Annotated in this window: 15 protein-coding genes; 11 read left to right on the top strand and 4 right to left on the bottom strand. The window is 64.0% G+C overall.

Annotation, left to right across the window (positions count from 1 at the left end; translation table 11 throughout):
- Positions 1-26 precede the first annotated feature (26 nt).
- Together J7E82_RS09195 and J7E82_RS09190 are read right to left on the bottom strand one after the other, a co-directional pair.
- Positions 27-1,262, bottom strand: coding sequence for an MFS transporter (locus J7E82_RS09195; RefSeq protein WP_214862311.1), 1,236 nt, complete (start codon positions 1,260-1,262; stop codon positions 27-29).
- A 127-nt stretch (positions 1,263-1,389) separates the two neighbouring features.
- Positions 1,390-2,619, bottom strand: coding sequence for an ROK family protein (locus J7E82_RS09190; RefSeq protein ID WP_214862306.1), 1,230 nt, complete (start codon positions 2,617-2,619; stop codon positions 1,390-1,392).
- Positions 2,620-2,772: 153 nt separating this feature from the next.
- On the opposite strand from J7E82_RS09190, the gene J7E82_RS09185 reads away from it, so the two are divergent.
- From J7E82_RS09185 to trmB, 9 genes are all read left to right on the top strand, one after another.
- Positions 2,773-4,128, top strand: a complete 1,356-nt coding sequence (locus J7E82_RS09185) for an extracellular solute-binding protein (protein WP_214862305.1) — start codon at positions 2,773-2,775, stop codon at positions 4,126-4,128.
- 5 nt (positions 4,129-4,133) lie between these two features.
- Complete coding sequence (locus tag J7E82_RS09180; RefSeq protein WP_214862304.1) at positions 4,134-5,099, top strand: carbohydrate ABC transporter permease; 966 nt, start codon at positions 4,134-4,136, stop codon at positions 5,097-5,099.
- The gene (locus J7E82_RS09175; RefSeq protein ID WP_214862303.1) at positions 5,096-5,986 is read left to right on the top strand and encodes a carbohydrate ABC transporter permease; all 891 of its coding nucleotides are present in this window, start codon (positions 5,096-5,098) and stop codon (positions 5,984-5,986) included. The genes J7E82_RS09180 and J7E82_RS09175 overlap by 4 nt, the downstream gene beginning before the upstream one ends.
- A gap of 28 nt (positions 5,987-6,014) precedes the next feature.
- Complete coding sequence (locus tag J7E82_RS09170) at positions 6,015-7,145, top strand: mandelate racemase/muconate lactonizing enzyme family protein (RefSeq protein ID WP_214862302.1); 1,131 nt, start codon at positions 6,015-6,017, stop codon at positions 7,143-7,145.
- Between the two features lie 11 nt (positions 7,146-7,156).
- Positions 7,157-8,008 (top strand): NAD(P)-dependent oxidoreductase, encoded by an 852-nt coding sequence (locus J7E82_RS09165; RefSeq protein ID WP_214862301.1) that lies wholly within the window; start codon positions 7,157-7,159, stop codon positions 8,006-8,008.
- A gap of 9 nt (positions 8,009-8,017) precedes the next feature.
- A complete protein-coding gene (locus J7E82_RS09160) occupies positions 8,018-8,749 on the top strand; it encodes a bifunctional 4-hydroxy-2-oxoglutarate aldolase/2-dehydro-3-deoxy-phosphogluconate aldolase (RefSeq protein WP_214862300.1) in 732 nt (243 codons plus the stop codon).
- A complete protein-coding gene (locus tag J7E82_RS09155; protein WP_214862299.1) occupies positions 8,737-9,711 on the top strand; it encodes a sugar kinase in 975 nt (324 codons plus the stop codon). Before J7E82_RS09160 ends, J7E82_RS09155 begins: the two co-directional genes overlap by 13 nt.
- A gap of 73 nt (positions 9,712-9,784) precedes the next feature.
- Positions 9,785-10,702, top strand: coding sequence for an SMP-30/gluconolactonase/LRE family protein (locus tag J7E82_RS09150; RefSeq protein ID WP_214862298.1), 918 nt, complete (start codon positions 9,785-9,787; stop codon positions 10,700-10,702).
- Positions 10,703-10,765: 63 nt separating this feature from the next.
- The gene (gene trmB / locus J7E82_RS09145) at positions 10,766-11,674 is read left to right on the top strand and encodes a tRNA (guanosine(46)-N7)-methyltransferase TrmB (protein WP_214862297.1); all 909 of its coding nucleotides are present in this window, start codon (positions 10,766-10,768) and stop codon (positions 11,672-11,674) included.
- Positions 11,675-11,704: 30 nt separating this feature from the next.
- Here trmB and J7E82_RS09140 read toward each other — a convergent pair whose 3' ends face one another.
- Together J7E82_RS09140 and J7E82_RS09135 are read right to left on the bottom strand one after the other, a co-directional pair.
- A complete protein-coding gene (locus tag J7E82_RS09140; RefSeq protein WP_214862296.1) occupies positions 11,705-12,418 on the bottom strand; it encodes an anti-sigma factor in 714 nt (237 codons plus the stop codon).
- Positions 12,415-12,915: a sigma-70 family RNA polymerase sigma factor gene (locus J7E82_RS09135; RefSeq protein WP_214862310.1), complete on the bottom strand. Its 501-nt coding sequence runs from the start codon at positions 12,913-12,915 to the stop codon at positions 12,415-12,417. The genes J7E82_RS09140 and J7E82_RS09135 overlap by 4 nt, the downstream gene beginning before the upstream one ends.
- A 207-nt stretch (positions 12,916-13,122) precedes the next feature.
- Here J7E82_RS09135 and J7E82_RS09130 point away from each other — a divergent pair, with 207 nt between their 5' ends.
- Together J7E82_RS09130 and J7E82_RS09125 are read left to right on the top strand one after the other, a co-directional pair.
- Complete coding sequence (locus tag J7E82_RS09130; protein WP_214862295.1) at positions 13,123-13,647, top strand: hypothetical protein; 525 nt, start codon at positions 13,123-13,125, stop codon at positions 13,645-13,647.
- A 104-nt stretch (positions 13,648-13,751) separates the two neighbouring features.
- Complete coding sequence (locus tag J7E82_RS09125; RefSeq protein ID WP_251041669.1) at positions 13,752-14,345, top strand: DUF5655 domain-containing protein; 594 nt, start codon at positions 13,752-13,754, stop codon at positions 14,343-14,345.
- Positions 14,346-14,441: the final 96 nt, after the last annotated feature.

The following is a 14,441-nucleotide window of genomic DNA, read 5'->3' as shown; positions in this document are numbered from 1 at the left end:
ACCTCATTTTCGGACTAGATGGGGGATTAGACGTAGCGGTTCCGGCCGGCGCGGTAGCCGAACACGGCTGCGAGCGCGCCGATCACGAGGAACAACATGCCTGCAGCCGTGAAGTCCCCGGTGGCCTGCTGCAGCTGCCCCACCAGGAGAGTTCCCGTGGAGCCGAGCCCATAGCCGACACCCTGCATCATTCCCGAGAGATGGGCCGCCGTGTGCCTGTCCCGGGTTCGAAGCATGATCATGGTCAGCGCGACGGCGGTCAGGCTCCCCTGGCCCAGTCCCAGCAGTCCTGTCCAAACCCAGATCAGCTCCACTGGCCCGAAGATACTCAATGCGAAGCCTCCGCCCGTCATCAAGGCCACCATCGTGTTGATCGCCCGCTGGTCCCGGAACCGGGCGGCCAGGGCGGGGGCAAACAGTGAACCTAGCATCTGCAGCACGATCGACATAGACACCATCAGCCCGGCCGTGCCGCCGTCGATCCCCCGGTCGCGCAGGATCGGAGCCAGCCAGGCGAACACACTGAAGGACATCATCGCCTGGAGCACCATGAAGATGGTCACCTGCCAAGCCATGGAGGACCGCCACACGTTGGCGCCGGCGTGCACGGCCTGGTGCCGGACGCTGGGTTGCCTGATGGCCACCGGCAGGAACAAGAGGACGACGACGGCGGCCGGCAGCGCCCAGAACCACAGTCCCGAGGTCCAATGGCCGGCAGCTACAAAAACGGGGTACGTAAACCCCGCCCCGAGCGCGGCGGAGGCGCAGATCGCCGTCGTATATAAACCGCCCATCAGCCCAAGACGATGCGGGAAGTCGCGTTTGACCAGTCCTGGCAGCAGCACGTTACAGAGCGCGATAGCGGCTCCGCAGGCGGCCGTTCCGGCGAGAAGGGTTGGAAGGTGTCCGGCGCCGGCCACCTCGACCGGCCTGAGGAGCAGCCCTGCCGTCAGGACTGCCATCGCACCGAGCAGCACGCGCTCGGCGCCGAAACGACGGGCCAGCACCGGGGCAAGGGGCGCGAAAACGCCGAGCAGCGTCACCGGCACGGTGGTCAGGACCACCACCGCCCAGCCCGGCAGGCCGGCGTCGGCCCTGATCTCCGGCAGCACGGCGGCGAAGCTGGAGAAGACGGTGCGAAGGTTCAGGCCAATCAGCACCAGGCAGACCGCGAGGTAGGCCAAGCCGCGACGGCTCGTGACCCGGGTGGGTGTAGCGGCGGGGACCTCGTCGACTTCGGCATCGACAAGCAGGCCCGGCACCTCGGTGCCTGCCTGCCGAGCGCGTTGGCTGGCGGCCTCCGGGGACGTGCGGTTCTTGGCTGGCGTCACGCCCCCTATTCTGGCAGGCGAAGTCCTGAGGTCAGCACCTGAGGTCAGCACCGAAAGGTCAGGCCGGGGCGCTCACGGGCCCGTTGAATAGCCGTTCCAGCATCTGGTGCGACGTTGTCAGCTTGGACAGGGCGAGGGCGGTGCCACCTGCGGCTCCGGCCTCCGGGCCCCCTCCCAGCTCGGACGCCACGACGTCCAGGGCTGACGAGGGGGTAAGGGCGTAGCGGGAAACGTTCTCGCGGATGGGGTCCAGCACGATCGCCCCAGCCAGCGACGTTTGCCCGCCAACGACGATGCGCTCAGGATTTAGCAGATTGCACATGCTTGCCAGCAGTCGTCCAAGCATGGTGCCGGCCTCCGCGAGGACGTTCTCGGCCGCACGGTTCCGTGTGGCTACAGCGTTCAGGACGTCCGTCATGGTTACCGACTCGCCCATGGTGGCCGTCAACCTGTTGAGAATGGCGGGGGCGCCCGCGAACAATACGACGCACCCACGATTCCCACAGCGGCACGCAGGTCCATTGATGTCGATGGAGACATGGCCCAGTTCTCCGGCTCCACCAACTGCCCCACGGTACAGCTCCCTTCCAAACAGGAACCCTGCTGCAATGCCGCTGGACATGTTGACATACATCAGGTTGTGTATGCGCCTGCCGGCTCCCCACTTCGCCTCAGCAATGGTCTCGAGGCGCACGTTGTTCTCTATGAAGACGGGTACGCCCAGACGCTTGCCCATCTCCTTCCGGGCATTAATCCCATGCCATGGCTGGTCGGCCAAGGCACCATGGACGATGCCATCCGATGGATTGATCTGGCCCGGCAGGCCGATGCCTACGCCGAGCAGGTCTCCCCGAGTGCCGCCACCCTTTTCCAGCGCGGCAGCCAGAAGTTCGGTGGCCGCGTCCGCGCGGGTCCTCCAGTCGTCCTTGGCTCCGATTGGCGCTTCCGTTGCCGCGACTTCCTCTCCCATCAGGTCGGTCACGCGGACGCAAATGCGGTCCAACACCTGGCTGATTCCCGCTACCCATCCGGCGTCCGGGCTGAAGGCGAGTTGGTCCCCGGCGCGCCCGTCAATTTCCTGGCTATCGGGCCGGTGGGTGATTTCGGTCAGGATTCCACGGCTTACAAGATCGCGAGTGATGGTGGTGATCGTCGTCCGGGAGATTTTTGCCCGGCGAGCGATTTCGGCCCGATGCATAGGACCGTGCTCAGCGATGAGGTCCAGGACACGAATCGCGTTGGAATGGCGGAGATCGTGGAGGGAGCCTCCCGTGCTGACAGAGTTCACTCCCCCATTATGTGCGACCAAGCATTCCATGCCAAGTAAGTTTGTACGGACTCTTGACAGAGTTTTGTGATCTTCTCCACAATTGGAGCCTTGGGGATCCGGAAGTTTACACATCAGCCCAATCTTGGGCTCGTAGCGATGAAGGTACGTCTAATGAATGTACAAAAGCATGTTTCCCGCCGAAACGTCCTAAGAGGTGCAGCCCTGCTCGCAGGCTTCGCAGCAACAGGCAGTGCCGTAACTGCCTGTTCGGCAAGTTCAGCAGGAAGCACCGCCAGCAAATCCGGCGGCTTGACCATCATGAGCAAAGCCGGCGAAATCACGAAGGGCGTCATTGACGCGTGGCTCGCAGAGCACCCCGATGTACCCATCACCCTGATCGAGGATGATCCCACCCGCCTCAACGCCATGCTTGCCGCAGGAACCCCTCCGGACCTTGTCCGCGGGCTGGGAGCAACCAGCACGGCGAACATCGCAAGCCGCGGACTGGCGCTGGACTTGGACCCGTACCTCGCCAAATCCAGTGTGCTCAAGGAATCTGAGCTGGCCAAGATCAACGATGTCTGGCGCTGGGACGGAACCCGGCAGGGCGAGGGAGCCCACTTCGGCCTCGTCAAGGACTGGTCCCAGGATGCCATGTTCTGGTACAACGTCAATGCTTTCAAAGAGGCGGGCATTCCGCTCCCCACGGCCGACAAGCCGCTCAGGTATGACCAGCTCCTCGAGTATTCGGCCCCCATGACAAAGCGTGGCGGAGGCAAGGTGGAACAGTACGGATTGTTCACCACAGCCCCCACTATCGAGGCGATCTCAGCGATGGTGGCAACTACCAGCGGGCGTGTATTCAATGACGACCTGAGCAAGGTGGACTTCACCAGCCCGGAGGCCATGCGGGCACTGCAGTGGTTTATCGATGTGGCCAAAGCCAAGACTGGCTATACGCTGCTGGACCCCAATCCGGATGGCTGGGACTGGCCGCCATTCGATGCCAAGAGGATTGCGATGGCCGCGGCCGGCTACTGGTTCGGCGGTGCAGTTGCGCAGAATCCCAAGACTGCAGAATTTGCACGTCTTGCACCCGCCCCCATGTTGGGTTCAAAGCGTGTGAGTCCGGCAACTTCGGCCACCGGCCACTGGATCTCGGCCAAGTCGAACATGAAGGACGAAGCGTACGCGTTCCTGGAGTGGTACTCCGCAGGGGCACCGGCCAAGACGCGGGCCCAGTCAGGTTGGGGACTCCCTGCCGTCACTTCATTGGCGACGGAGCTCCCGCAGAGCCAGCCCTACCAGTCTGAGGCGTTGGCTGTCCAGAAGAATGAAGAGCAATACCTCCAAGTGATCTCGTTCAGCCCCTACGCCCAGACCACTGCTGTTAGCGCTGCCATCGCGAACCTCTTCCCTCGGGCTGTTGACGGAAGCCTGTCTGCTGGACAGTTCGCGGACCAAACGACCACAGCCGTCAACGACCTCCTGAAGCAGGGCATGGAACTTGCCGGCAAGAAAGGCTGACGCTGGTGACTAGTCTGTCCCTGGCTAGGGGTGTCCGCCGCAAAAGCCGGCGAGGAGCCACAGGTGGTTCGGGCGCCTTTTATGCCTTCATCTCTCCGTGGCTGATCGGAACGGTGCTCCTGACGCTGTTTCCCTTGGGCTACGCATTGTGGATCAGCTTCACCAACTGGGACGGTATCTCCCCGAGTCAGAACTGGATCGGCCTGGAGAACTACGCTGATGCCTTGGCCGAACCGCAAATGTGGGCCAGCCTTCAGCGCACTGGTCTGCTGGCCGTCGCAATTGTGCCCTTGACCATTTGTGGAGGACTGGGCCTGGCGCTGCTGCTGAACGAGAAAGTCCGTTGGCGTTCGGGCCTCCGTATGCTCGTCTATCTGCCGGCCATCGTGCCGCCCGTCGCAGCAACCCTGACCTGGAAACTGCTGTTCGATCGCGACAGCGGTGCCATCAACGGTTTCCTCGCGATCTTCGGCGCCGATGCGGTGAGCTGGATGACCGGAAACATGGTGTTCGTGGTCCTCCTCGTGGTCATGCTTTGGGGCATCGGCGCAGGGGTGCTGATTAACCTCGCCGCCCTGCAGGACGTTCCTACAGAACTCCACGAAGCGGCACGGCTGGATGGGGCAAATGCGTTCGCCGCCTTCTGGCACGTCACTTTGCCGAGCATCTCTCCAGTCCTGCTTTTCCAGGTCATCACCACTACGATCGGCGTCCTGCAGACGTTCGTCCCGGCATTGCTGCTGTCCCCGGCCACTGGACCGGCAGCTATCACGGCAGTACCTGAAGCAAACCGGATCTTCATGGTGGACGTCTACGCGCAATACTTCGCATACTCCCGGTACGGGTACGCCTCCGCGATGCTCTGGCTCTTCTTCCTGGCCGTCCTCGTAGTCACGATCATCACGTTCAAGGTCAGCGGACGCACGGTGTTCTACGCCGTCGACCCCTCAGAAGAAGGGAAGCAGAAATGACACTCATCGCTCACCGGCCTGGAACGGATTCGAAGGAAACCTCAGCAGAAGTCCCTGTCCGGCAAATCCGGGAACGCAAGAACCCGGTTGCGTTCATGATCCTGCTGGTTGTCTGCGCCGTTCTCTTCCTTCCCGTCCTCTGGCTCTTCCTGACGGCATTGAAGTCCCCGCAGCAACTGGCCTCGAACCCCATCACCTGGATACCCACCCCGCCGCAGGTGCAGAACTTCATCGAGGCAACAACAGCATTGCCATTCTGGGCATATGCAGCAAACTCGCTCTTCCTTTCGACCGTCTGCGGTGCGCTGACTACCATCAGCTCCGCACTTGTCGGCTACGGGTTCGCCCGCCTCAACGGCAGGGGAAAGAAGGTTCTCTTCGGGATCCTCATCGCCATGATGATGACACCCCCAATCATCACGCTGATACCGACGTACCTGCTGTTCGCAAAAGTCGGGCTGGTGGGAACGTACTGGCCCTGGGTGCTGTGGGGCATGGCGGGCGCTCCCTACCTCATTTTCCTCTATCGACAATTCTTCGCCCAGCTGCCCCGGGAACTGGAGGAGGCCGCGATCCTGGACGGCTGCGGGCGGCTGCGGATCTTTCTGCAGATCTTCCTCCCGCTCTCAAAGCCCGTCATTATCACCGCCTTCGTCCTCTCCTTCAACGGGGTTTGGGGTGACTTCATCGCCCCGCAGCTCCTGCTCAACCAGGACAACACCACCCTGGCTGTGGCCATCACCACCGGCTACGTCAACAAAGCCGGGTTCCCGGTAAACAACCTCCTGGCGGCCGGCGCCATACTCTACGTCATCCCTGTCCTCATCATGTTCTTTTTCGTCCAGCGGTCCTACGTCCGTGGCTTCGCCACGTCGGGCATGAAATAGAAAACTCAGCGTTACGAAAGGCCTGGCCGTGAAGATAACGGATCTGGAAATACTCACTATCGACGACGGCGGCGCCCTCATGATGGTCGTGGTGCACACTGACGACGGCATCTTTGGAGTGGGCGAAGTCGGTCTCCGGTCCCGCCAACTGGCTGTCAAGGGGGCTCTGGAGCATTTCAGGCCGCTGCTGCTCGGCTGCGACCCTTTCAGGACGGAACACCTGTGGCAGGTCCTGTCCCGTTCGGGGTTCTATCCGGCGGACCGCGTGCTCGCTTCGGCGATTTCCGCCGTCGACATCGCCTTGTGGGACATCAAGGGCAAGGCCCTCGGGCTGCCCGTCTACGAGCTCTTGGGCGGCTCCGTCCGGGACAGGGTGAAGTGCTACCGGCATATCTGGGGTGCTGACCAGGCCGAACTCACCGCTAATGCCCGCAGGGCCTATGAAGAGGGATGGACGGTGGGCCGGCTTTCCGTCCCGTCGGAAGGAGACCTCCTTGAACCGCGGACTGCCACCAGGCACGCCCTCCAGGAAGTCGAAGCTGTTCGGGGTGAGCTCGGCAGTGACTTTGAGCTCATTCTGGACGTACACACACGGCTGGAACTGGCCGAAGCAACAACCCTCTGCCGGGAACTTGAACATGCGAACATGTACTTCATCGAGGATCCCTTGCGCTGGGAAAACACCGAGCTTTACCGGACCTTGCGTCAGAGGACATCTGTCCCCCTGGCCGCAGGAGAGCAGGCGGCGTCAAAATGGGAGATGCGTTCCCTGATAGAAGAGGACCTCATCGACTACGCCCGGTTCGACATCTGCATCGTGGGCGGCTTCACCGAGGCCAAGAAGATTGCCGGCTGGTGCGAGTCGCACCACATTCGCACAGCAACCCACAACCCCCTGGGACCCATTGCCACCGCGGCTTCGCTGCACCTGAACATGACGCTCCCCACCTTCGGAATCCAAGAGCAGTATCAGCTCCCTGGAACCAAGGCCACTGACGTCTTCCCGGTGCAGGTGACCATGGAGGGAGAATGGATGCTGCGGCCCGAGGCACCCGGGCTGGGCCTGGAGGTGGATCTCGACGCAGCCCGCGCGCACCAGATTGATCCGCCTGCCATGCCCCAGCTGCGACGCCTCGACGGGTCATTTACCAACTGGTGAGAGGAAAAGCCGTGGCAACGGAACGCGGCGGGGACTCCGATCAGCCCCTGGTTGTCGTGACTGGCGCAGCCGGCCGGGTCGGCCAACTGACCTCGGCTGCCCTGGCCGGTTCCTTCCGGCTTCGGCTGGTTGACCGTGCCTGGCCTGGTGCAGCTGCCGAGGGCGGGCGGCCGGGTCGGCACCCGGGCGGGGCAGACGACGTCGAAGGCGTGACCCTGGACCTGGCGAACCGCGCCGCCTGTGACGAGGCAGTCTCATCCGCCGATATCCTGATCCACCTGGCTGGGCAGGCCTATCCCCAAATTGACGAGCGGGAAGCGATCGATGGGGTGGCTGTGATTTCAGCCAATTTGGCCGCCGCCGCTGCCGGCTCAAGTCTCCGCAGGGTGATCTATGCCAGTTCCATCCACACCATGGGCCTGTACCACCGTCGGGGGCAATATCCCATTAGCACGCGGTGGCCTGCAAAACCCTGCTGTGAATACGGGGCCGCGAAAGTGTTCTCGGAGAATCTGATGGAGCTCCTCGCGGAACGCACCGGCATTTCGGTCATTTGCCTTCGCCTCGGCCTCACAGGCTTCGACCCGGCATCCGAGGACCTTGCCTCCCAGTGGCTGGGGCAAGGCGACTACGCCCGGCTCCTGAACTCCGCCCTTGCAGCGCGCGTCAGGTTCGGGGCCTACTTTGGGATGTCGCCTGGCGCCATGGGGCGCTGGGACCTGACAGACACCGTCCGCGATCTTGGCTTTCACCCCCTGGACGCGCCCCCGCCTGCATACCCCGCCTTCGAAGAGGACCCTGCGGCCGGTCGCTGCCTGATGTTCGGCCCGCAGGCCCATCCCGGTGCGTCGCACAACGCTTAGGAATCATCCATGAACCTCCCCTCCCTTGACCTCCTTGAAGCCCTCGCGGAGACACGACTGCTCGCGATCATCCGAGGCAGCGACCCCGACGCCTGCGTCAACACCGCCCTGACGCTCATCAACACGGGAGTCACAGTCCTCGAAGTGTCGCTCACCTCCAAAGACGCCCTCGAAACCATCCGTCGAATTGCAGCCGCCGCAAGTGGCAGTGCAGTGATAGGCGCAGGCACTGTCCTGACCGAGGTCCAGACCCTGGAAGCCCTCGACGCCGGGGCGCAGTTCATTGTCACGCCCGGACTGGCACCCAGCGTCGATACAGCAAGCCGGCTGGGCGTGCCGCTCTTGGTGGGAGCGCTGACGCCAACAGAAGTGCTCCAGGCCATCGAGCGGGGCGCCTCAGCGGTGAAGCTTTTCCCGGCAAGCCTCGGGGGTCCCGGCTACCTGAAGGCCCTTCGTGACCCGTTCCCGGACATCCACTTCATTCCCGTGGGTGGCGTCGACGTCGACTCGGTGAGCAGCTACCTGCAGTCCGGAGCGCTCGCAGTCGGGGCTGGCAGCCCGCTCACTGGAGATGCTCCCGACGGCGGCAGCCTGGCCGCGCTGCAAGGCCGGGCCGCATCGTTTCTTCGGCTCACGGATTCGGGGCTCGCGGAATCAGGGCTCGCGGAATCGCCCAGGACAGTCGCAGGCGGCTCTGCCGCCTCGGGCAGGCCGATGGAGGAACGCCAATGGACGTCCTGACTTTCGGCGAGGCCATGGTCTCCCTGAGGTCCGAGTCCACCCTGGCCCTCAGCCCGCTCCTCAGCAGGTCCATTGCGGGTGCCGAATCAAATGTCGCGATTGCCCTAGCCCGGCTCGGGCACAACGTGCAGTGGGTCGGATGTGTCGGAGCGGACGCCGGCGGGGAGCTGATCCTCAGGACCCTGCGGGCCGAATCCGTCGGTCTGGACTACGTGACGACCTTCCAGGAACGGCAGACTGGCATGGTCCTTTTCGAACAGAGACTGCCCGACGTCAGCCGTGTCAGTTACTTCAGGCAGAATTCTGCAGGATCAGCACTGGAGCGAGGTCACCTTGCCGCAGCCCTCGACCGCAAACCGCGCATTGTCCATATCACCGGAGTGACGTGCGCACTGGGACCCGGTGCCGCTGATGCAGTTCTGTACGCCGCCTCGGTGGCCAGGACGGCCGGTGCCACCGTAACTTTTGACGTCAATTACAGGGCAAAACTGTGGAGTGCGGACGTTGCCCGCGAAACGCTGCGCAAGGTCGCCCAGGTTTCGGATGTCGTCATCGGGTCAGCGGACGAACTCGCGCTCCTCGGGGACGGTCCTTCCGACGTTGGACGCTCGGCTGAAGCGGCGGCTGAAGCGGCCGCTGAGTTGGCCGCAAGGCTGCTGGCTCAAGGCGGCCGCGAGGTCGTTGTCAAGCTTGGGGCGGGAGGGGCTGAGGTACATGACGTGAACGGATCCAGTCGCGTCCCCGCCAGGCGGGTCGCCATCGTCGATAGCGTTGGGGCGGGAGACGCCTTCTGTGCGGGTTACATCTCCGGTCTGCTGAACTCGCTTTCCCAACAGGACTGCCTGGAACTGGCGAACACCCTTGGGGCGTTCGCCGTCGCCGGCAAGGGCGACTGGGAGAGCCTCCCCACTCACTCTGAACTCGCGCTGCTGGAACTGGAAGCAGGCTCAACCCTTCGATGAAACGCGGAAAAATATGACAGCGACTTCTCCCCCGATCCATCACGTCCAGTGGCGCGCGTGCAGCGTGGCGCCCATGGAACTTGGCGAGGGACCGAGGCTGTTGCCCGACGGGCGAGTTGTCGCAGTGGACATTCTGCGGGGTCAGTTGTGGCAAGTGGACCTGGCTTCGGCGGAACGCACCGTGCTGCTGCGGGAACTCGCGGTCCCGCTCGGTGCTGTCGCCCCAATTTCCGGCAATGACCGCGCACTGCTCGCGGCGGCTGCTGACGGAATCGCCATACTCGACGACGCCGACCGCCTCACGTGGCTCTGCCCGCCGTCTGACAATTCAGCGGACCCAGGCAATTCAGCGGACCCGAACGAAACCCGGGAACCCAACGAGGCCCGGGAACGCAAAGCGCCGGAGGTGCGGATGAACGATGCCGTGTGCGATCCCTCAGGACGTTTCTGGGCGGGGACAATGGCCGTGGACGCGGCTCCCGGAGCGGGCTGCCTGCACCGCCTTGATGAGGACGGTTCCCTCATTACGGTTCTCACGGGACTCACCATTCCCAACGGTCCGGCTTTCAACTCCGACGGCAGGCTGATGTATCTCGCGGACAGCGCCAGGGGAATCATCACCCGCTACACAGTGGACCCCGACGGTGGCGCCCTTGGCCGGGCAGAGGAATTCGCGACCATTGCCGATGGGAGCCCGGACGGAATGATCATGGACGTGGAAGACCACTTGTGGGTTGCCATCTGGGGAGCGGGGCAAGTCCACCGCTACCGCCCGGACGGCAGCCTCGAGCGGATCCTTCCTGTCCTGGCCAGGCAACCCACCAGCGTTTGCTTTGCCGGCAGGGACAGGACAACCCTCGTCGTCACAACGGCAAGCATCGGTCTCGAATCCCCGGGCAACTACGATGGGCTGGTCCTCGCCGCAGACGTTGGAATCGCCGGCAGCGCGACTCCGATGGCACGAGTCAGCGTTCCGGCGTACCCCGACTGAAACGCACGGCCGGAGCCTGACCCCGCCCGTTTCCGCCGCCCAAACTCAACTATTCTGTAAGTGATGAGTGAATCCCCAGAAGAATCCCCGCGCCACATCACGCCCGGAAGCCAGGCCTCGTTCGGCACGTACCGCGAAACGCCCGTGAGCTTCGTGCGCCGCGGGACCAGGCTGCAGGGCCGCCGTCAGCAGGCCTGGGAGGCGCACTCGGACAAGTTCGTCGTCGACGTCCCCCGCCACGTGGCGGACACGTCCGTGCATCCGGACTACACGTTCGACGCCGAAGCAGAGTTCGGGCGCAAGGCTCCCCTGATCGTTGAAGTCGGCTCGGGCCTCGGGGAGGCAGTGTGCCACGCCGCGGAAGAGAATCCGGACAAGGACTTCCTCGCTGTAGAGGTGTACACCCCCGGCCTGGCGAACACGCTCATTCGCATTAGCCAGCGAGGGCTGAGCAACGTTCGTGTTGTCCAGGCCAACGCGCCCGAGGTCCTCGAATCCATGCTCCCCGCCGGCTCCGTCAGCGAGCTCTGGGTCTTCTTCCCGGACCCCTGGCACAAGGCCCGCCACCACAAACGCCGGCTCATCCAGCCGGCCTTCGCCAAGGTTGCGGCCAAGGCCCTGGAAAAGGGCGGCCTCTGGCGGATCGCCACCGATTGGTCCAACTACGCCATCCACGTTCGGGACGTATTGTCCGGTTCCACTGAGTTTGAGAACGTCCACGAAGGTGAGCGAAAGGGGCCCGACAGCCCGCTGACCCAGGTGTGGGAATCCGGCGTCGAGGCCATGGTTGGTGGCGCGCCAGTCAAGGAGGGTCGGGCCCCGGTGAGCACCCAGCACACCGGACCAAGCCTTGGCGTGGACGACGTCGGCGGCTGGGCACCGAGGTTCGAGGGCCGGGCCAGGACCAGCTTCGAAAACAAGGCGCACGAGGCAGGCCGGATGATTTTCGACCTCACGTATCGGCGCCTTTAACTGCCCGGCGCCTCTAACCGCCTGGCGCGTCTAGCTGCCCGGAACGGAGATCGCGGCCACCGTCTTTTGCTTCTCGTCGCGCAGCTCCACTCCGGCAATTCCAGTGAGCTGCACGGGTGTGGCCCCGGTGACCTTGATCCGGCCGCTCGGCGTTGCCGTCCAGCCGCACGCCCGGTCCTCGGCACCGTCCCGGCCCTTGACCCAGAGCGAGAGTGTGCCCTGCAACGGCATGCTGCGCCCCTCCACAGCCAGCTCCGTCCCCCAGTTCTTCTTCACCATGCCAACGGTGAGCTGCAGCCCCCCACCGCTCTGGACTGAGTAGCTGGCGTCGGGCTTGGGTGGTTGCGCCAGCAGCGGTCCTGCGAGGACGCCCACGGCAAGGCAGGCGGCAGCTACCGCTCCCACCAGTGCCGACCACCGGCGTCGGGACCTCCGACGGCGGGCCGCCAGCTCCCGCAGGACCGGCGTCAGGGGCTCGGGGGATGGGGGTTCCGGGGACGCGGGCTCTGGGGACGTGGGCGTCTTGGACGCTGGTTCGACGGCGGCGGGACGCCAGGCGGTGAGCGCAACGGCGTCGGAAACGGGAAGGGCGTCGAGCAACGCCGGAAGGCTCTCCAGCTCGGCCAGCTCACGGCGGCATTCGACACAGCTCCGTAAGTGCTCTTCGAAGGCCGCGGCTTCGGCAGGCTGCAGGCCTCCCAGAAGGTAGGCGCCCAGGAGCTGATGGGGTTCGGTCGTGTTCACCGTTCCACCCCCATTTCGTCCAGGATCGTCCGCAGGGCCCGGACGGCGTAAAAGGACCGGGATTTCACTGTGCCTGCCGGGATGTTCAGTCTCATGGCGGCCTCGTTGACCGTGAACCGCTCATAGTGCAAGGCCACAAGGACTTCACGATGTTCCATGCTGAGCCGGAGCAGCGCCTCCTCCATGAGTACGCGGTTGAGGAGCTCATCTACGCGTTCAGCGGCGCCGGACGAATCGCCCAAGTCCTGCTCGGCGGCCTCCACCGGTCGCCGCTGAACCCTCCGGTAATTGTCAATGATGATGTTGCGGGCGGTTCGGAAAAGGTAGCTGCGCAGGCTTCCCGTGATCTCGGGCGCCTGCTGCCAGACCCGCAGGATGGTTTCCTGGACGACGTCGTCGGCGCCAAAGGAGTCCGCGGTGCAGCTCAGGACGAAGCGGCGCAGCGCCGTTCCGTGGTCGCGGTAGATCGCGGCCACAACGTCCTCATCCAGCGGCACATTTACCTCCAGTGGCGGTTTCACCAGCAGCAGTTTCCAAGGCATACGACGCGCAGCCAGGCGAAACGGTTCAACATATCCTCTGGACCATTCTCCGGCTGAAGGATTCTCCGGTGAACCATTCTCCGCTGAACCATTCTCCGCTGTTCAGCGTCTTATCGGATAGCGTCCGACCGTCAGCTGGCCGGCCCGATCCAGGAGCAAAAATTGAGATCTCGTTTCAGCACCGGACTTGCGATCGTTGCCCTCGGCGCCATCTTAACGGCTTGCGGCGGCGGTCCAGCCACAGCTCCCACCACCGCGGCTCCCGCCCCGACCACGGCCCCCGCAGCCACCACTACAGCCCCGGCAGCCGCCGTCGACCTCAAGACTGCCTCCGCGGCCGCCGGCCAGATCGTCGTCGATCGCGAAGGAAAGAGCATCTACTTCTTCACCAAAGACGTCAAGGATTCCGGAAAGAGCGCCTGCGAAGGTCCATGCATCGCGCTGTGGCCGGCTGTGACAACGACGTCGGACACGCCCACCGCTGAAGGCGTGACGGGTACCCTGGGCACCATCCCGACTGCCGATGGCAAGAAGCATGTCACCATCAACGGGCTGCCCGTCTACACGTACTCCTTGGACACGGCAGCCGGCGATACCAAGGGCCAGGGCTTCAATGAGGTCTGGTACCTGGTGAGCCCGGCGGGTGAAATGATCAAGGGCGCAGCGACGGGGAACACGGGTTACTAAATCCACGGTTCGCCGAATTCGCCCGAACTGTGCGGGTTCGCTGGAAATTTCCATGCGAACCCGCACTTTTCCGGGCTACCCGGGCGTCGGTCTAGGATCGGTCTATGGCTGAAACTCCCGATTTGAAAGCCGCCGCCAACACGTGGCAAACCATGGTGGACAGCAACCAGGCGCTGCTGCTGCGAAAGACAGGGCACGACGTCGGCTGGTGGGCCGAGAAGGGTCGCGAGGCCGGGCTGCGGAACGACGCCGAACTCCGCGCCTGGATGCGCGACGAGCATGGCATCACCGGCTATGCCCAGTACGCCGTGTCCTGGGAGATGTTCGGCTACCCCGAGTTCATGCTCCGCGACGCCGATGAGCTGATCGACGGGCAGTACGTAAACCACCCCGAGCTGCGGCCCATCGCAGACGCGCTCCTGGCGTGGGCCGCGAACACCGAAGGCGTCGGCATCCAGATGCGGAAAGGCTACATCTCCCTCCACAGCCCGCGACGGAAGTTCGCCCAGGTCACCCGCAGCACCAACACCAGCGTGGACGTGGCACTCCGGCTGGATGCGCCAGCAACAAGCCGGCTGGAGGCCATCAAGGTTCGCGAGGGCGATTTCTTTGATCGCAGGATAAGGCTCAAGTCAGCGGAGGAAGTCGACGACGAAGTCCTGGGCTACCTAAACCAGGCCCTCCACCAGAATTCGTAGCCCCCGCAAACGCTCGCTCACTTCCGGCGCCAAACCGCAAACGCTCGCTCACATCCTGACCTTCCCCAACCGACTCTCGCTCATCGTGTGCGGAGG

The sequence above is a fragment of the Arthrobacter sp. ISL-30 genome (genome assembly GCF_018613855.1).
Lineage (GTDB): Bacteria > Actinomycetota > Actinomycetes > Actinomycetales > Micrococcaceae > Arthrobacter.
This window is presented reverse-complemented; position numbering and strand designations above follow the sequence as displayed.

Excerpts from the sequence above, each read along its gene's own strand:
- J7E82_RS09175 (WP_214862303.1), top strand. The coding sequence starts at position 5,096 with ATGACACTCATCGCTCACCGGCCTGGAACGGATTCGAAGGAAACCTCA.
- J7E82_RS09150 (WP_214862298.1), top strand. The coding sequence starts at position 9,785 with ATGGAACTTGGCGAGGGACCGAGGCTGTTGCCCGACGGGCGAGTTGTC.
- J7E82_RS09185 (WP_214862305.1), top strand. The coding sequence starts at position 2,773 with ATGAATGTACAAAAGCATGTTTCCCGCCGAAACGTCCTAAGAGGTGCA.
- trmB (WP_214862297.1), top strand. The coding sequence starts at position 10,766 with ATGAGTGAATCCCCAGAAGAATCCCCGCGCCACATCACGCCCGGAAGC.
- J7E82_RS09155 (WP_214862299.1), top strand. The coding sequence starts at position 8,737 with ATGGACGTCCTGACTTTCGGCGAGGCCATGGTCTCCCTGAGGTCCGAG.
- J7E82_RS09160 (WP_214862300.1), top strand. The coding sequence starts at position 8,018 with ATGAACCTCCCCTCCCTTGACCTCCTTGAAGCCCTCGCGGAGACACGA.
- J7E82_RS09125 (WP_251041669.1), top strand. The coding sequence starts at position 13,752 with ATGGCTGAAACTCCCGATTTGAAAGCCGCCGCCAACACGTGGCAAACC.